The sequence below is a fragment of the Aquihabitans sp. McL0605 genome (assembly GCF_049993875.1).
Classification (GTDB): Bacteria; Actinomycetota; Acidimicrobiia; order Acidimicrobiales; family Iamiaceae; genus Aquihabitans.
The window spans coordinates 3,176,841-3,192,356 of sequence record NZ_CP188252.1 but is presented as its reverse complement, the minus strand read 5'-3'; the positions used below and the strand labels follow the sequence as shown (position 1 = coordinate 3,192,356).

General features: G+C 69.0%; 19 protein-coding genes and 1 tRNA gene. 12 read left to right on the top strand and 8 right to left on the bottom strand.

Going from position 1 to position 15,516, the window contains the following annotated elements; all coding sequences use genetic code 11:
- From ACPPVX_RS14745 to ACPPVX_RS14730, 4 genes are read left to right on the top strand one after another with little or no spacing between them, the layout of a single operon-like run.
- Nucleotides 1-981 carry a PGN_0703 family putative restriction endonuclease gene (locus ACPPVX_RS14745; protein ID WP_426571321.1) on the top strand — a complete coding sequence of 327 codons (981 nt, stop codon included), beginning with the start codon at nucleotides 1-3 and terminating at the stop codon, nucleotides 979-981.
- Nucleotides 982-1,021: 40 nt separating this feature from the next.
- Entirely contained in the window at nucleotides 1,022-2,050 is a 1,029-nt protein-coding gene (locus ACPPVX_RS14740; protein ID WP_426571320.1) for a restriction endonuclease, read from the top strand.
- Between the two features lie 11 nt (nucleotides 2,051-2,061).
- Nucleotides 2,062-2,196: a hypothetical protein gene (locus ACPPVX_RS14735; protein WP_426571319.1), complete on the top strand. Its 135-nt coding sequence runs from the start codon at nucleotides 2,062-2,064 to the stop codon at nucleotides 2,194-2,196.
- Nucleotides 2,197-2,235: 39 nt separating this feature from the next.
- Nucleotides 2,236-2,634 (top strand): GIY-YIG nuclease family protein, encoded by a 399-nt coding sequence (locus ACPPVX_RS14730; protein ID WP_426571318.1) that lies wholly within the window; start codon nucleotides 2,236-2,238, stop codon nucleotides 2,632-2,634.
- A 553-nt stretch (nucleotides 2,635-3,187) separates the two neighbouring features.
- Here the strand turns inward: ACPPVX_RS14730 and ACPPVX_RS14725 are convergent.
- Nucleotides 3,188-3,385 carry a hypothetical protein gene (locus tag ACPPVX_RS14725; RefSeq protein ID WP_426571317.1) on the bottom strand — a complete coding sequence of 66 codons (198 nt, stop codon included), beginning with the start codon at nucleotides 3,383-3,385 and terminating at the stop codon, nucleotides 3,188-3,190.
- A 161-nt stretch (nucleotides 3,386-3,546) separates the two neighbouring features.
- Here ACPPVX_RS14725 and ACPPVX_RS14720 point away from each other — a divergent pair, with 161 nt between their 5' ends.
- From ACPPVX_RS14720 to ACPPVX_RS14710, 3 genes are all read left to right on the top strand, one after another.
- Nucleotides 3,547-4,422, top strand: a complete 876-nt coding sequence (locus ACPPVX_RS14720) for a hypothetical protein (protein WP_426571316.1) — start codon at nucleotides 3,547-3,549, stop codon at nucleotides 4,420-4,422.
- Entirely contained in the window at nucleotides 4,415-5,842 is a 1,428-nt protein-coding gene (locus tag ACPPVX_RS14715) for a hypothetical protein (protein WP_426571315.1), read from the top strand. Before ACPPVX_RS14720 ends, ACPPVX_RS14715 begins: the two co-directional genes overlap by 8 nt.
- A gap of 181 nt (nucleotides 5,843-6,023) precedes the next feature.
- A tRNA-Arg gene (locus tag ACPPVX_RS14710) sits at nucleotides 6,024-6,100 on the top strand.
- Nucleotides 6,101-6,502: 402 nt separating this feature from the next.
- Here the strand turns inward: ACPPVX_RS14710 and ACPPVX_RS14705 are convergent.
- Nucleotides 6,503-7,252 (bottom strand): SDR family oxidoreductase, encoded by a 750-nt coding sequence (locus ACPPVX_RS14705; protein WP_426571314.1) that lies wholly within the window; start codon nucleotides 7,250-7,252, stop codon nucleotides 6,503-6,505.
- Between the two features lie 73 nt (nucleotides 7,253-7,325).
- Between ACPPVX_RS14705 and ACPPVX_RS14700 the strand changes: the two genes are divergently transcribed.
- Nucleotides 7,326-8,555, top strand: a complete 1,230-nt coding sequence (locus ACPPVX_RS14700; protein WP_426571313.1) for a ferritin-like domain-containing protein — start codon at nucleotides 7,326-7,328, stop codon at nucleotides 8,553-8,555.
- Between the two features lie 134 nt (nucleotides 8,556-8,689).
- Here ACPPVX_RS14700 and ACPPVX_RS14695 read toward each other — a convergent pair whose 3' ends face one another.
- Both ACPPVX_RS14695 and ACPPVX_RS14690 read right to left on the bottom strand, forming a co-directional pair.
- The gene (locus tag ACPPVX_RS14695) at nucleotides 8,690-9,325 is read right to left on the bottom strand and encodes a DsbA family protein (protein WP_426571312.1); all 636 of its coding nucleotides are present in this window, start codon (nucleotides 9,323-9,325) and stop codon (nucleotides 8,690-8,692) included.
- A 5-nt stretch (nucleotides 9,326-9,330) separates the two neighbouring features.
- Nucleotides 9,331-9,942, bottom strand: a complete 612-nt coding sequence (locus ACPPVX_RS14690; RefSeq protein WP_426571311.1) for a YceI family protein — start codon at nucleotides 9,940-9,942, stop codon at nucleotides 9,331-9,333.
- Nucleotides 9,943-10,144: 202 nt separating this feature from the next.
- Between ACPPVX_RS14690 and ACPPVX_RS14685 the strand changes: the two genes are divergently transcribed.
- Nucleotides 10,145-10,381 (top strand): hypothetical protein, encoded by a 237-nt coding sequence (locus tag ACPPVX_RS14685; RefSeq protein WP_426571310.1) that lies wholly within the window; start codon nucleotides 10,145-10,147, stop codon nucleotides 10,379-10,381.
- Between the two features lie 5 nt (nucleotides 10,382-10,386).
- A complete protein-coding gene (locus ACPPVX_RS14680; protein ID WP_426571309.1) occupies nucleotides 10,387-11,001 on the top strand; it encodes a hypothetical protein in 615 nt (204 codons plus the stop codon).
- Between the two features lie 16 nt (nucleotides 11,002-11,017).
- Here ACPPVX_RS14680 and ACPPVX_RS14675 read toward each other — a convergent pair whose 3' ends face one another.
- Nucleotides 11,018-11,293, bottom strand: a complete 276-nt coding sequence (locus ACPPVX_RS14675) for a hypothetical protein (protein ID WP_426571308.1) — start codon at nucleotides 11,291-11,293, stop codon at nucleotides 11,018-11,020.
- A 176-nt stretch (nucleotides 11,294-11,469) separates the two neighbouring features.
- Here ACPPVX_RS14675 and ACPPVX_RS14670 point away from each other — a divergent pair, with 176 nt between their 5' ends.
- Both ACPPVX_RS14670 and ACPPVX_RS14665 read left to right on the top strand, forming a co-directional pair.
- Complete coding sequence (locus ACPPVX_RS14670; RefSeq protein WP_426571307.1) at nucleotides 11,470-11,733, top strand: hypothetical protein; 264 nt, start codon at nucleotides 11,470-11,472, stop codon at nucleotides 11,731-11,733.
- A complete protein-coding gene (locus tag ACPPVX_RS14665) occupies nucleotides 11,730-12,674 on the top strand; it encodes an alpha/beta fold hydrolase (protein ID WP_426571306.1) in 945 nt (314 codons plus the stop codon). The genes ACPPVX_RS14670 and ACPPVX_RS14665 overlap by 4 nt, the downstream gene beginning before the upstream one ends.
- 159 nt (nucleotides 12,675-12,833) lie before the next feature.
- Here ACPPVX_RS14665 and ACPPVX_RS14660 read toward each other — a convergent pair whose 3' ends face one another.
- The 3 genes from ACPPVX_RS14660 to ACPPVX_RS14650 all read right to left on the bottom strand — a co-directional run bounded on the left by ACPPVX_RS14660 (nucleotide 12,834) and on the right by ACPPVX_RS14650 (nucleotide 15,429).
- Entirely contained in the window at nucleotides 12,834-13,598 is a 765-nt protein-coding gene (locus ACPPVX_RS14660; protein ID WP_426571304.1) for an alpha/beta fold hydrolase, read from the bottom strand.
- Between the two features lie 94 nt (nucleotides 13,599-13,692).
- Entirely contained in the window at nucleotides 13,693-14,634 is a 942-nt protein-coding gene (locus tag ACPPVX_RS14655) for an alpha/beta hydrolase (protein ID WP_426571303.1), read from the bottom strand.
- 375 nt (nucleotides 14,635-15,009) lie between these two features.
- Nucleotides 15,010-15,429, bottom strand: a complete 420-nt coding sequence (locus tag ACPPVX_RS14650) for a four-helix bundle copper-binding protein (protein ID WP_426571302.1) — start codon at nucleotides 15,427-15,429, stop codon at nucleotides 15,010-15,012.
- Nucleotides 15,430-15,516 lie beyond the last annotated feature (87 nt).

Below are 15,516 nucleotides of genomic sequence, written 5' to 3'. Positions count from 1 at the left end.
ATGGCTACCGATGACCCGTCGTTGAGCCTGCTGCCGGCATCCGAGCCGAGCCGGATCGCTCGGTATCGCCGTCTGCAGTCGTGGTACCGGGAGGTCCAGCTTGGAGCGAGACCCGGCCAGTGGCCTGGCCGCCCTGCTGGCACCCTCCTTGGGAGCATGCTCTCCGCGGACGACGTCGGCGTGCAGCCCGACCTCAACTTCCTGCACCCCGCCGCCTTCGAGCACGCGTGTGAGCGCATCAAGGACGTGCCCGGCGAGAACGGGGCGCTGGATCCAGTCCGCCTCACCCACAACATGCTCTCGAGCATGCCGCTGTGCTTCAACCTGTTCGCCGCCATCAGCTCAGAACCCGGGTTCCTCGCGTTGTTCCAGAGGCTCTTCGACCCAGCGGCCACCGCCGTCGACCGCCTGGTTTGCGAGTGGGCGCCTCCGCCCTCCCAGCACCTCCAGGACCGCACGGCCTTCGATGCGATCGTGTTCTACGAGCGGGCCGACGGTCCAGCGTTCGTCGGAGTCGAGACGAAGTACACGGAGCCCTTCAGCCAACGGGAGTACGGGCCCACGGACTCGTACCGAAGAGCAACCGCGGACTGCGGCTGGTTCCACGACCCCCTCAGCGCTCCGGATCGTCTGAAGGCGGCGCGCTCGAACCAGCTCTGGCGCAACGTCATGCTCGCTGCCTCGCTCGAGATCAACGGCACCTACGGCCGCGGGTCCGTCGCGGTCGTCGCGCTCGACCGAGACCCCGGAGCGGCCAAGGCGTGCGACGCCTTGGCCGACGAGCTCAACCCCACTGGCCGTCAACGGCTGTGCTCGGTCAGCCTCGAGTCCATCGTCGGAGCCGCACGGGACCTTGACGCGGATCTTGCCGGCTGGGCGGACCACTTCGACCGCCGGTACCTCGACACCGGTGCCGTCGAGCGAGCCGAAGGGCCCGACCCCACCGGACCCCGGTTGGGACGCCCCCTCTCAGCTCGCTGACCAGGAGAAGCGGTCGCCGAGGACCAGTAGGGTCGCCCCCATGACGGTGGTGTGGGGGATACACAACAACCAACCTGACCTCGATCTCATCGGGGGTGGTTTCGTCACCATCGGGTGGGACGAGCTCGGTGACATGTCGGCGCTGCCCGACGACCGCGACTTCTTGAAGGACCGGTTGGCCGAGACCTACCCCGACGTGACGCTCGGGGCCATCCGGGTATGGGCTGGGGTCATCCTGCGGTTCAACTTCGAGATGCAGCCCGGGGACTACATCATCTGCCCGAACAAGGCGGACAGCACGATCAACATCGGCCGCGTCATCGGTGACTTCTACGTCGAACCCGGTGTCGATGTGCATCGGAACCGGCGCCACGTCGAGTGGCTCCGCACCGGCGTGCCCCGTACGGAGTTCTCCCAGGGAGCCCGCTACGAGATCGGGTCTGCGGTGACGCTCTTCAAGGTCAAGAACCATACGGGTGAGTTCCTCGCCGCCGTCGGAGTTGCACCCCCCGGCGACGACACCCCGGTTGCACCAGTCGTGCCGCCGGTGCCAGGGCCCGACCTGATCGAGAACGAGCCGAGTGCAGAACGAGTCGCCGCCTACTCCCGCGACTTCGTCGTCGACGTGCTGCGCAAGATGGATCCGTTCCGCTTCGAGCACTTCACTGCTGCGGTGCTGCGAGCGATGGGCTACCACGCCCGCCCCACGGTCGCGACGGGCGATGGCGGCGTCGATGTCATCGCTTCCAAGGATGCCCTCGGGATCGAGCACCCTGTCATCAAGGTGCAGTGCAAGCGAACGGTGAACACGATCGGCGCACCAGACGTCCAGAACCTCGCCGGAGCACTCGCCCACGGAGGTTCAGAGGTCGGGCTCTTCGTCACCCTCGGTTCGTACTCGGCCGACGCGCGCCACCTCGAACGCACCCGTCAAGACCTCCGCCTCGTCAACGGCACCGAGCTCATCGACATGATCTTCGAGCACTACGAACGACTCGATCCTGAGTGGCAGGCGCTCCTTCCGCTCAGGCAGGTATACGCCGTTGACCGCGACGCGGAACTGAGCTGAGCATGGGGTCCGTGGACCCGGTCGTCGTAACCGCGGTGCTTGCGGCGCTGGCGCCGGCCGGGGTCTCGATCCGGGACCACGCGGATCTGGTCCCCAACAAGCCCGGCCTCTACGCGTTGCGTGGCTCCCCTGACAGCTGGGATTAGCTCGGGCTCGGCGCACCGCCAGACGATCGTCCGCTCTATGTGGGAAAGGCCGAGGACAGCCTGGGGTCTCGCGATGTGAAGACCCACTTCGGGACAGGTCGCACCGGAAGCTCGACGGTGCGGCGCACGATCGACGCATTGTTGGCCGACACGCTTGACCTCGTCGCGCAACCCCGGAACCCCACGACTCCTGGGCACTTCTCGAACTACGCCTTCGAACCAGCAGGTGAGGAGCAGCTCACCGAGTGGATGCTCGACCATCTCACCCTCGCCACGTGGGTGCCTCCAACCGACACCGTGCTCGCTGACGTTGAGACCGCAGTCCTCCAGGTCCTCCTGCCACCCCTGAACCTGTCGAAGGTCCGGACGCCGTGGCGTCCGGTGGTGTCGGCTGCACGGAAGCAGCAGGCCACCGCCGCGTCGCTCTGGGTGCCCTGACCCCGGGTGTAGCCACTCGACCGCCAGTGCCTCGGCCACGGGAAGAACCGGTCCCCCTGCTCGTCGCCGCTGGACCGAGGAGACACCGGACGTGCGGGTCATCGGCATCGGGTTGAAGGACGCTCGAGTGGGCACGCCCAACCCATGCGTCCGCTGCTCCCCACGGTTGGGCCGCGGTCCCTGCTCTCACACCGTCAGCATCTGCACACGACACAGCCCGGACCATTCGGTCCGGGCTGTGTCGTTCACAGAGCGCGATTTTCGCTAGAGATCTGGGCGATTTTCGCCAAGACCCCATGGTGGGCCATGAGGGAATCGAACGCCCGACCTCCGCCGCGTCATGCAGGATCGACCTTCTGCCGAACTCTGGCGTGTCCCACCCAGTCCTGCTGACGGCGGCAGTCGAGGCGTTGATGCCTCTTCAGCGACGTCGCCGCCTGAGGTATTCGGCTGGCTACCGCTGGTCAGCGACAACCTCACATGGCGCGTACTGGGCATTAGGGAGGACCCGGCCCGCTGGCAGCGACGTGCGAGTGCACCAGGCGCCCGACATCTAGCGGCGGCCAGCCCACTCAGTGATCGCTTGGCGCAACCAGAGGCGCGTCCGGCCACCGCCCCTCTCCACCACAGGGGCGGGGAAATCTGTGTATCGATGCAGATAAGTCGACACGCTGTTGCGGTGGCTGAGGCCGAGGATGTCGGCGACCTCCTGGGAGTCGACGAGGTCCTCGGTGTCCACGGTCGGGGCCATGGAAATAGTCTACGTAGGTTGACTGACAGCGGAGCTGGACGTATGCTGTCTACGTAGCAAGACAGCCTAGAAACGAAGTGGCCCCGGCGGTGGTGGAACACCCCGGGGCCTGGCCGGAACCTTAAGAGAGGTCCGACGTGAACCATCGTACGAGCATCGCCGTGCCCTCATTCGAGACGGCGCGCGCTGGGCTCGAGCACGACCTCCAGGCTCGATGGGCGTCAGCGGCTCAAGCAGCACGTCTGATTCGGCTGGCGGAGCGGTTCGAGCGCTTCTGCCTGGACGGGTTCGGCATCGACGATCTCGACGCCGTCTCCCCAGCCGTGGTCCGGAGCTTCGTGTCGGCTGCCGACGCTGGTGGACGTACGGTGAGCCCGAGCCTTCAGCGCGCTCGACGCGCTGCGGTCCGGGCGCTGTACCGGTGTGGGCGGAACCTCGGGGCTGCGTCGACCGACCCCACCACGGATATCCGGCTGCCGGCGCTCTCGTCGCTCCGAGCTCGGCCGCTCACGGATGACGAGGTCTTGGAGTGCCGCGTCGCCTCCACGTGGTCGCTCACCAGCTCACGTCGTGCCGTTGCCTGGGCGTTGGCCGAGGCGACCTGCCGGTCCGGCGAGATCCCCCATGTTGTCCCCCGGGATGTGGACATCGACACCGGGACGCTTGTCATCCGAGGCGGCGGACGATGCCGGCCACGCGTCGGACAGCTGACCGATTGGGGCCGTGAGCAGATCGAGCAGCATCTGCAAGGTGGCGCCGATCCGGATGCCTCGCTGATCTACTCGGGTGAGACGGCGCGTCTCGGCGGGCTGGTCTCGGCCAACTCGGCGATCAGCCAGGTCCTGCAGCGGGCTGGCCTGGCCGACGAGCCCGACGTTCGGCCGTCCTCGGTGGTGGCATGGGCGGGAACGAAGGTGCTCGAGCGCACCGGCCGGATCGAGCTGGTCGCCAACTCGCTCGGACTGACCAGCCTGGACAGTGCTGCCTCGTTCATCGGCTGGGACTGGGCGACGAGCCTCGGGGTCAGCGATGGCTGAGCGGCGCCGACCAGGAACGAGCACCTTCGACCGCATCGATGCACTGCTGGCGAACCCGGAGCTGTACGAGCTGGCGGCGGCCGTCCCCGAGGTCGACCCGAGCGCCGGCGGTCGGCCGCGCCACTATCCCGCCTACATGTGGCTGTTCTTCGACGCCCTGCTTTCGGTCTACGACTCGGCCCGGCGGGTCGAGGTCGAGCTCTCGCATCCGATCGTCTGGGCGCACATCCGCAGCGCCGTGTGCGCCCGGTTCCCGGACCAGCCCGAGTTCTGGCTGCCACCCACACCCATGAGACGGCACCACTACCTCTACGGCCGGACGGCTTGGCTCGCTCAACCGGAAGTCCTCGGTGCGCTGCGCGACATCCATCGACGCAGCGCCGCCGCGGCGGCCCGGGCGATCGGCCTACTCGATCCGACGGGCAGGGGCTCCTGGACGAAGCCCGATCTGTCCCGGCTGATCCATGCGGACGGCAAGGTCGTCACCCCGCTGTTCCGTGCCCACCCGGGCGACACCAAGCTCGACAAGGAGACCGGCGAGCTCCGGCCGCTGCGTGCCGAGCACGATGCCTCGCTGCACTTCGAGGGCACGGGCGAGACCGCCTGGGGGACGAAGTGGGTCATCGCCGCCTGCCGGAGCGAAGACGTGCACGGCCGGATCATCCTCGACGTCGAGTGGGTCCCTCAGGCCGGCGGCGAGGCACGAGTCGCCGTCGACACGTTCACCCGGCTCGCACCCCAGTGCCGCGGCGCCCAGGGTGTCATCTACGACACGGCTCTCCGTGGCGCTCACCACCAGACGCTGCTCCGGGACCTCGGCTGGCTGTCGATCAACAAGATCGCCGCCAAGAAGGCCGATACAAAGGGCAAGGCTCGACGCGGTGCCGGCCGACGGGTCGAGAAGTCGACGCACGTCGAGGACCGCACCGTCACCACACCCGATGGCGAGGTCACGCTCTCCCTGTTCGCCGAGGGCGGTGCCATCGGCGTCGGCGTGCTCACCGACACCGGCGCTCGCGTATTCGTCCCGCTCGACCGGGTGCGGACCCACCGCAACGCCGACAAGTCCGGGTACCGCTGGTACAACGACTACCGCCTGCCCGAGCAGTACGGCGGCGGCACGATCACCGTCCGCCTCCACGGCAACGCCGACGACGAGAAGCGGCGGTTCAACCGGACCGAGAACATTCGCCAGATCCCCCAGAGCGACCCGGACTTCAAGCGGCTGTACCGGCGGCGCAACGACGCGGAGTCGATCAACCGGGCGCTCGACGACACGCTCTGGCTTCGCCGGGCCCACTCGATCGGGCATGAGCGCCAGCACCTCAACCTGTTGACCTACGCCCTCACCGTCAACAGCCTCGCTCTCTGGCGCCACCAGGCGCGCCAAGACGAACCACCACTGCCGCTCGCAGCCTGACCGGTCCCCGGATCAGCGGCTCCAACGGCTTCGGGGCGTCCTGGCTCAGATCGAGGCGCTCGATCCGGCGACATGACCGCTCGAACGGCTCGCGAGCGGTCCGAACTGGCGTCGTAGGATTCTCTACTCAGCCAGTTCGTGCACGTGGGGGAGGTTTTCTCCCACGTTCTCTACCGGCCCCGCCCTCGTAGCTCAGTTGGATAGAGCAACCGCCTCCTAAGCGGTAGGTCCCCAGTTCGATTCTGGGCGTGGGCACCATCGGGTCTACCTGGTCATGCAGCAGATTCGACCCGGCCACCGCATCACCAGCCGCTTGGTCATCCACGAGCCGCAGTCGGCCCACTGCCGCATCCTGAGAGCTCTGGCCCCCATCAGCCGCACCGGGCCCCACCAAGTGGCCCTGAGCGACCAGGGCCTCCACGACGAAGGTCGGAACTTGGACGGAACGGCGACCGGCCGCGGTCTTGGGTTGCTCGACCGCCCCCCATCCCGAATCGGGGTCTGCCACCGGTCAGACAGCAGGCCAGGGCCGGGTTCGGCCCTGGCCTGCTGCGCGTCTCGGCATCGTCACTCCACCCACGGCCGACGTCTTGCAACGCACGTCGACCTCGTGGGCCGAGGGGTTCCACCGGGGGAGGCGGCACGACCTCCGGCGTCGGGTCACCTTGTGGTCGCGTGCGCCCAGTCGTCGTAGCGGACTGTGCCCAGCGTTGCATCGGGCCCCGGGATCAACGTGTGCTCCTCGATCCGGGCGCCCGAGTACTTGGCATCGGGGTCGGCGACGACCGCTCGAGCGTCTCCATGGCGCTCGAGATCGCGGCGGATGAGGTCTTCGAGCGGGAACGCCTCCGGGCCACCGACTTCGACGATGCCGTTGACCGGAGCGCCCTCGACGACGCGGGTGACCGCGTCGGCCACGTCGTCGGAGGCCATGGGTTGGAACTGAGCGTCCGGGACCCGGACCGTGTCACTGACCAGGTGCATGTCGGCGAGAGCGGGGAGGAACTCGAAGAACTGCGTTGCGTGGACGATCGAGTACGGGATCGGCGATCCGGTGATCAGGTCCTCCTGGGCGATCTTCGCCCGGAAGTATCCGCTCTCGGCCAAGTCCTGGGTACCGACGACGGAGAGCGCGACGTGGTGGGTGACCCCGGCGGCTGCTTCAGCAGCGAGCTGATTGCGCGTCGACGTCTCGAAGAACTCCAGCACCGCTGCATCTGCGAACGAAGGCGAGTTCGACAGGTCGACCACGACCGACGCGCCGCGCATCGCATCGGCCAGGCCTTCACCGGTCAAGGTGTTCACGCCCGAGGCCGGCGATGCCGCCACGACCTCGTGCCCGTGGTCCTCGAGCCGGGTCACGACCTTCGAGCCGATCAGTCCCGTGCCGCCGATCACAACGATCTTCATGGTGTGCTCCTCATCTGACGCCACCTGCCGGTGCAGGTGGCTACCGAGGGAGGACCAAGCAGGCGCCGACGCTGTGACAGGCGCTGGCTCCGAAGGGCGCGCCGCTGACCGTCGGCCTGGCTGGTGTCACAGCTCGCCGCGCTGCCCGGTCCTTCCGCGCGACCACCAGATACGTGAGGGGAAGCACATGACGTCAGGCTGTGAGCAACAGGAGCTGCGTGAGCGAGGCATCGGGCCGCGCGGCCCTCGAGGGCCGCAGCTCGTCGTGAGCGAGGGCTCCATCCGGAGCATCGAGGACCTGCGCTCCCACCTTCAGTGGGCCATCGAGCTCGAGCACGCCACGTTGCCGTCCTACCTCTGTGCGCTCTACTCGATCGACGGCACAGGCAACGCCGCCGCGGCCGACATCGTGCACAGCGTGTTCCTGGAGGAGATGTTGCACCTCGCCCTCGCGGCCAACCTCCTGAACGCGGTTGGCGGGGCGCCGGTCCTCGATGACCCGCGGCTGCTTCCTTCGTACCCGCGTCAGCTGCCGCACAGCCGCCCGCCGATCGAGGTTCCCCTCGTGCCGTTCGGGCGCGACGCGCTCAAGGTCTACCTGTCGATCGAGCGGCCGTGCGCCTCCACTGCGCCTCCACAGAGCGACGGGTACGAGACGATCGGCCAGTTCTACGAGGCGATCAGGCTCGGGATCCTCACCTTGGTCGAGGAGCTCGGACCCGAGCTGCTGTTCAGCGGTGATCCCGCTCGACAGGTGAGCGATCGGGAGTTTCGAGGTGGGCCCGGTCGGATCTTCAAGATCCACGACCTCGACACGGCGCTGGCCGCGCTCCGGCTCATCGTCGAGCAAGGCGAGGGTGTCGAGCACCTCGAGGTCTGGGATGGCGACCGGGACATGTTCCATCCCGAACGCGACGCGGTCGGGCACTACTACCGGTTCCGCCAGCTGCTGAGCGGCCGCGAGTTCCAGCGGGGTGACACGCCCCTCACGGGCCCGACGGGACCAGAGATCCTCATCGACTGGGATGCGGTGCGTCCGATGGCCGCGAACCCGAAGCTCGCCGATCACGCCCCGGACAGTGCGGTGTGGAAGGCCCAGATGGGGTTCAACATCGCGTACTGCAACCTGTTGGACCTCCTGGAGCAGACCTTCAACGGCGCACCGCAGATGCTGGCCCGGGCGATCCCCGTGATGTTCCAGCTGCGCGCTCTTGCCGTCGAGCTCATGTCGACGCCGGTTCCCGGCGGGTCCTTCGTCGCCGGGCCGACCTTCGAGTACGTCGAGCCGGCTGCACGGCGTTGACGCCGGGCCGGTCGAGGCCGCGATCGGCGAGTCCCCGGGGCGTTGCGTTCGCGTGGGCCATCGTCTGACGAACCCGGAGGATCGGGACGCCGTGGACCGTGGTCCGCAACCGCGCCGCACGATCTGGATCGGCCCTAGAGCGACGGGTGCTCGATCCCTCGCGCCTGGTCCCACAGCGGTCGGGTGGTGCCGGCGAGGCGGGCCAAGTCGTCGCCGATGCCTCGACCTCTCCCGGGTGACCACGGCACACCGTTGATGAAGACGCTCGGATCCGTGCGGGCACGGGCCGCACTGGCCAGGCCGGCATCGTCGATCAGGCGCGCTCGACCTGCCCGTCGGACATCGGGGTCGGTCAGCAGCTCGTCTTCGACCCCCAGCGCCCGCAGGTGCCGCAGCGCGTGCGTCCCCCAGCAGCCGCACGTGGCGACGGCATCCACGAACGGCCAGAAGAGGCCGGCGTGCGCCGCGACTTCGGCGAAGTTCGCTCCGATTCGAGAGACCGGGTCGGGCTGCGTCAACCGATGCCGGAAGGCACAGGTGACGCCCTCGTCGCGAAGGACCGCATCTCGGACACCGAGGTACACGTCCATCGTGGCGGGGCTGGTGAGATCGCCGTAGATCACCGTCTTCAAGACGCCGTGGGCGCTTCCCAGCACGTGGTCCCCGACGCCGATCCGGACCGGGTCGCGACCGCCGGCGGGCGCGGTGGCACACCGGTCGTGCTCACGCAGGTCGACCCCGGCCACGCAGTCCGAGAGCACGGTCATCATCCCCGTCACGTCGCCGTGACCGCCTGGACCAGCACGTTCACATCGACCATGGGACCGATGAGCAGGCCGCCGGTCTCGGCTCGGGCGTTCCACGTGAGGCCCCACGACTCCCGATCGACGACCGTCGACGCACTGACCGAGATGGAGGGCCGACCAGCGGCCGATTCCCAGGCGCGCTCGACTCGGGCGACCAGCCGAACCGGCTGCGAGCTCCCGAGCACGTCGACCAGGCCGGCGAGGATCCACTGACGTGGTGCAGTCCCCGGTTCGAGGGCTGTGGATCGAAAGGAGATGGTGGGGAACCGCTCGACATCGAAGAAGTCGGCGCTCCGCAGGTGCTTGTCGCGGGCCGGAATGCCGGTGTCGACGGTCGTGGCATCGATCGTTGCCTCCACCCCGGAGCGCTCGGGCACGTCATCGACCGTGACGGTGCCGGTGATGCCACGGAACTGGCCGTGGACCCGTGCCACCACGAGGTGACGGGCGACGAACTCGACGACGGTCCGGTCGGGGTCGATCAGGTAGGTCCCGGGGCTGGGCACCCGGTGGGCCTCGTCCAACACGTTCGGGCGGTCATCGGGCCAGACGGCGGTGGTGGGGTGGGATCGGATCCTCATGGGGCATCTCCTTTGGTGGCCACGCGACGGATGGACACTCTTCGCATGGGGTGTTGCGGCACGAAGACCACGCATGTCGACGGTCCGTGACAGCGAGGGGCTCGCCCCGGTGATCGGCCTCCGGCGTCACACTTCTGGGGGCTGCGCTGTCTCGTGAGGTGACCGGAGCGCGCTGTGGGCTCTGGCGGCAAAGGAGATCACCATGAGCACGCTTGGCATCGAGCCGGCTGAGATCGACGAGACCCTGTCGATGGACCTGCGGGTCCGATCGTCGGCGGTCTCACTCAAGGGGACACCGGCGGGTCCCGACAGTTGCGCGGGGTGCGCGTTCTACCTCGAGCCGACGGCCGACATCTCGTACTGCTGGCACCCGGCCCTGCGGATCCTGGTGGGGTCGGCCTGGTGGTGCGTGTGTTGGGAATCCGCCGAAGGGGCGTGATCGCGGTGGCTTCGAGCGCGACCATCGAGCGGGGGACCGCCGCCGGTCACCGCGTGGACGAAGCCGCGGCTCGCCAGGTCGCGGCCGCGTTCCTCGAGGCCGTCTCGGCCCCCGAGGACCTGCGGGTGAGAGCGGCGTACGCACAGCTGTCCCGTCAGGCCGACTCCTGGTTCGCCCGGCTCACCGCCCCGGCGGTGGGCGATGCCGTACGGGTCGTCTTCACCCGGCTCGACGAGCCCTATGCCGACAGCTCCGAGCTGCTGGAGTCCGTTCGGTCCCACCGAGTCTTGGAGCTGGTGTCGGTGGCGCACGACAAGGAGCGTCGCCATCCCTTGCTCGATGGGATGGTCGGTGGTTCACATGATCGGTTCCGCGCGGTCCACGACATCGTGAGCCACGGGTGGCTCGGCCACGACTTCAGCCGGGACGGGGAGTACTCCGCCTGGTTGGCTGAGGACCGCATCTACCGAGGGGTGGCCCGATGGGTGCTGGGGACGGAGCTCCATGCCCACCACTCGGTTCGCTGGACGACTGGCAGCATCGCCCCGTTCAAGGCGGTGCTCCTCCCGCCGAACCTGCTCCGCGCCTCGATGGACGCCGGGCACCCCGTCGCGCTCTGACCGGGGGCACCGGGGGTCACTCGAACCGGGGCATCGCCAGGAGGACGGCCGTTGCCTCCTCCAGATCGTCGTACTCCGCGAGGATCACCTCGCCGTCGTAGGTCGTGCGGCCGAAGATGGCCCACCGCTCGCTCTCGACCAAGGTCGCCTCGCCGTCGACGCTGATGCCTTGGTCCACGAGCTGGCACAGCGCGGCGACGTCGCGAAGGAGCCGGCCGGTCAATGGTGAGGCCGGATCCCGTGGGGCGACCTCTTGGGTGCGATCCGAGCCTGGATCTGGATGGACTCCCATGGCGAACAACCTCCTGTCAGCCCGGGTGGTGGAGAGGGCCGACGATGTTCGGACAAGACAGGCCCCGTCGCTGTGACACCAGCACCCGCCCGGATGGCGATTTGTCACACCCGGCCTGGCGATCTGGTCTTGCGGGGGAGACCTCTTCGCCATTCCCCACCCGGAGGACCAAGGCCATGTCGTTCTACCTGTCCACCCCGCAGCTGCGACCCACGGGAGTGGAGCCGCTCGAGTTCATCGAGGATCCGGTCCTGCCCGACGACGGTCCGCCGCGGCGCAGCGGCGGCTCTGACGGTTCCGTTGCCGAGGATCGACGGGCAGCTGTGGGGACGGCGTCGGCGAACGACGCCGCCATCGACGCGGAGCAGGTGCTCGTCCGAACGCGGGTCCGCCGCCAGCGGGTGGCGGTCTGGTGGTCGGCTCGGACACAACGGCGGTGAGCGCGCTGGGCCCCCAGCCCCTCTCGGCTCCATCTCTCGAGCGCCTCGGCCCCCTGCGGTCGGTCCGCACCCCCGTCCTCGATGTCGCTTACGTCGATGCCGGCCCGGTGGACGGTCCAGTGGCCGTCCTCCTCCACGGCTTTCCCTACGACATCCACAGCTACGTCGACGTCGTCCCGCTCCTGGCGCAGGCGGGCCTGCGGGTGATCGTCCCCTACCTCCGAGGGCACGGTCCGACGCGCTTCCTCGACCCGGTGACGCCGCGATCAGGTCAGCAGGCCGCGCTCGGGTCGGACGTGGTCGAGCTCCTCGACGCGCTCGACGTTCCTCGGGCCGTGCTGGCCGGGTACGACTGGGGTGGCCGGGCCGCATGCGTCGCCGCCGCGCTCTGGCCCGACCGGTGCGTGGGGCTCGTCACCGTGAACGGTTACCTCATCCAGGACATCAGCACGGCCGATTGCCCGCTCGACCCGGTCCTCGAAGCAGGGTTCTGGTACTTCTTCTACTTCGCAACGGAGCGCGGCCGGCGAGGCCTGCAGGACAACGCGCGCGAGATCGCCCGAGTCATCTGGAGCCGAAACTCGCCCGCATGGACCTTCGACGACCAGACGCTCGATCGTGCCGCAGAGGCGTTCGCCAACGACGACTACGTCGACGTCGTCATCCACTCGTACCGCCACCGCCTCGGCCTCGCCGTCGGCTCGCCGCGCTACGAGGCGCTCGAGCGCCGGCTCGAAGGTCAGCCGCCAATCGCTGTTCCCGCGATCACCATCGATGGCGAGGCTGACGGCAACTTCCCGGCAACCGACGGCGCTCGCGATGCGCGTCGCTTCGTCGGCGATCGACAGCACCGGCGCGTCCCGAACGCAGGGCACAACCTCCCGCAGGAGGCGCCGGGCGCGTTCGCAGAGGCCATCATCCAGCTGGCGCGCCAGAACTGAACTGCGCCACCGCTCAGCCATCGGCCGCCGAGTGCGAACGATCGTCTGAGCGACCGGCTGTCGACCTGAGCGGATCTGCTCGGGCGCGAACGGGCCCCCGGGGTGGGGAACCACCCGGGGGCCCGGAACGCCTTCGCCGCTGGGAGCAGCTCCGTCGGGTCAGGCGACCGATGCGGGGCTGGTGGCGGCGACCGCCCCGATGATGGTCTCGGCCACCTCAGCCGGTCGCGAGACGCTGATCGCATGCGAGGCGCCGGGGATCTCGACCGTCCCCTTGGATCCGGCACGCTCGGCGACGAAGCGATGGAGGTCGGCAGGGATGTTCAGGTCCTGCTCGCCGTACACGAACCACGACGGCAGCCGCTTCCACGCCGGCTCGGCCGAGACCAGGCCGTCGGAGAGAGCCGCCTCGGTGACGGGTCGCTGGGTCGCGGCCATGAGCTCGGCTTCCAGCTGGTGCACGTCGGCGGCGAACTGGTGGCGGAACCGATCCCTGGTGATGGCGAACTCGTTGCCCCCGGTTGCGACCGGGTAGGCCGTGAGGGCCTCCGCCAACGAGCTGCCCTCGAACATCGTGGAGAGCTGGAAGGCCGATTCGCCGGTCTCGGGCGCGAAGGCGGCGACGTAGACGAGCGCCGTCACCGAGTCGAGCTCGGCGGCGGCTTCGGTGATCACCATGCCGCCGTACGAGTGGCCGACGAGGACCACAGGTCCGCTGATGGAGCCGACGACGTCTCGGACGTACGCCGCGTCGCCGGCCAAGCTGCGGAGCGGGTTGGCGACGGCGACGACGTCGCACGGGCCGTGCCCGCTCACGCCGACGAGCCGTGGGTGGTGCACGAGCCGTTCGATGACCGGGTTCCAGCTCGAGGACTCGGCGAACGCGCCGTGCACGAGCACGACGGTGGAGGTTGGGTCTGACATGGGGGTATCCCTTTCGTGGCTGGCCACCGGATGGCGTGCCAGGTGGTTGTGGTGGTCGCTGGAGGGTGGAGGTGCGCGGAGGGCAGCCCCCGCGTCAGGGGTGGAGCACCCGGCGCAGCACGTCCGTCGCCTGCTCGATCGCCGCGGAGGTCGCCTCGGTCTCGCGCAGCGGGTTCAGCATCATGAAGTCGTGGACCGTGCCGTCGTAGCGGACGCTCGTGGTCGGCACGCCGGCCTGGGTGAGCTTGCGGGCGTAGGCCTCGCCCTCGTCGCGCAGGACGTCGTTCTCATCGACGATGACGAAGGCCGGCGGAAGGCCGGCGAGGTCCTCCAGGGTGGCCTGCAACGGCGACGCCGTGATCTCACCCCGACCGGCCGGATCGGGAAGGTACGCGTCCCAGAACCAGGCCATCGCCTGGGCACGGAGGTACGGGCCCTCGGCGAACTCGCGGTAGCTGGCCGTGTCCTGACCGGCGTCGGTGACCGGGTAGTAGAGCGACTGGTGGACGAAGGACACGTCGCCGCGCTGCTTCGCCAGGATCGTCACCGCCGCCGTCATGTTGCCGCCCACGGAGTCTCCGGCGATCGCGATCCGGTCGGGATCGAGGTCGTAGAGGCGTCCCTCCGCGACGATCCACTGCGCCGCCGCGTAGACCTGCTCGATCGCCACGGGGTAGCGGGCCTCGGGCGATCGGTCGTACTCGACGAAGACGACGGCAGCGTTGGTGCCGATGGCCAGCTCCCGCACGAGTCGGTCGTGCGTCCCGGCGTTGCCGAGCACCCACCCTCCGCCGTGCACGTAGAGGATCACCGGGAGCGTCTGGTTGGCCCCGACCGGTCGGACGATGCGCAGCGCGACGTCGCCGACCGCGGCGGGGATCCCGATCCAGGCCTCGTCGACGTCCGCCATGGCGATGGGTGCGGCTTGCACGTCATCGAGCACCTTGCGCGCCGCGTCGGGCTCGAGCTCGTAGAGGAAGGGGGGTCGCGAGGTGGCATCAGCGAACTGCTGGGCTGCCGATTCGAGGATGATCATCGTTTGCTCCTGGGGTCACTGCCGTGAGGCGTTGAGGTTCGGGTGAACGGTGTGGAGACCACACGGCACCTGCTCCCGTGACAGCCCAGGGCCAGGCCGCAGCCGACGCGTGCTTCGACGCTCGACCCGCGGTCGGGTCGCTGGCGATCGACATCCCGCGCGGTCACAGATCGGCGGCCGACGCTGTCTGCGGTTGCCAGTCGATCGTGAAGCACCGTGACCTGGTGAGGGCCACGAGAGGTTGCAGCCGGCCCGCGAGCGCCACCGTTGCGTGGGCGATGCTGCGCTCGCCCGGTGTCTCTGGGAGATCAGCGCCGAGCTCGTCGGCCTCCCTGGCGACGTGGGCTGGCGGGCCGGCCCCCTCGAACCTGGCGCTCAGTCGCCGGCGGCGGGAAGCATGAGAAGGGCGTCGCGACAGGTCTGCGCGCACGCCCGGCACGCCTCGGCGCAGATCCGGCAGTGATCGTGCAGGTGGCTGTGCTTCGCGCACTCATCGGCGCACGCGTCGCAGGCCGCGACGCATGCGTGGAGGATGGCGCGGACCGTGGCCCGGTCGGGTTCGAGCAGGCGGCTGACCACGTCGGCCGTGACGCGACAGACCGCGGCGGCATCGAGGTCGAGGCGGATGCAGCGCCGCAGCATCGCCACGGTCTCCTCCGCGAGGCAGGCGTCGGCGCACACGAGGCACACCTGGGCGCACTCTTCGAGACCGTGGAGGATCTCGGCCAGCTGCTCCAGCTGGAGCGCGCCTCCACTCGTCGGGTGGCTCTCGAGGATCGGCTGGGCATCGGACATGGCGGTGCTCTCATTCGCATCGTTTCGGCGGCGGAGTACGGCCGATCGAAGCGATGACCATCTCGTGCCCGAGGAGACCAGAGCCAG

Coding starts and splice junctions, on each gene's coding strand:
- ACPPVX_RS14745 (WP_426571321.1), top strand. CDS start 1: ATGGCTACCGATGACCCGTCGTTGAGCCTGCTGCCGGCATCCGAGCCG.
- ACPPVX_RS14740 (WP_426571320.1), top strand. CDS start 1,022: ATGACGGTGGTGTGGGGGATACACAACAACCAACCTGACCTCGATCTC.
- ACPPVX_RS14725 (WP_426571317.1), bottom strand. CDS start 3,385: ATGGCCCCGACCGTGGACACCGAGGACCTCGTCGACTCCCAGGAGGTC.
- ACPPVX_RS14715 (WP_426571315.1), top strand. CDS start 4,415: ATGGCTGAGCGGCGCCGACCAGGAACGAGCACCTTCGACCGCATCGAT.
- ACPPVX_RS14705 (WP_426571314.1), bottom strand. CDS start 7,252: ATGAAGATCGTTGTGATCGGCGGCACGGGACTGATCGGCTCGAAGGTC.
- ACPPVX_RS14695 (WP_426571312.1), bottom strand. CDS start 9,325: ATGATGACCGTGCTCTCGGACTGCGTGGCCGGGGTCGACCTGCGTGAG.
- ACPPVX_RS14690 (WP_426571311.1), bottom strand. CDS start 9,942: ATGAGGATCCGATCCCACCCCACCACCGCCGTCTGGCCCGATGACCGC.
- ACPPVX_RS14685 (WP_426571310.1), top strand. CDS start 10,145: ATGAGCACGCTTGGCATCGAGCCGGCTGAGATCGACGAGACCCTGTCG.
- ACPPVX_RS14675 (WP_426571308.1), bottom strand. CDS start 11,293: ATGGGAGTCCATCCAGATCCAGGCTCGGATCGCACCCAAGAGGTCGCC.
- ACPPVX_RS14670 (WP_426571307.1), top strand. CDS start 11,470: ATGTCGTTCTACCTGTCCACCCCGCAGCTGCGACCCACGGGAGTGGAG.
- ACPPVX_RS14660 (WP_426571304.1), bottom strand. CDS start 13,598: ATGTCAGACCCAACCTCCACCGTCGTGCTCGTGCACGGCGCGTTCGCC.
- ACPPVX_RS14655 (WP_426571303.1), bottom strand. CDS start 14,634: ATGATCATCCTCGAATCGGCAGCCCAGCAGTTCGCTGATGCCACCTCG.
- ACPPVX_RS14650 (WP_426571302.1), bottom strand. CDS start 15,429: ATGTCCGATGCCCAGCCGATCCTCGAGAGCCACCCGACGAGTGGAGGC.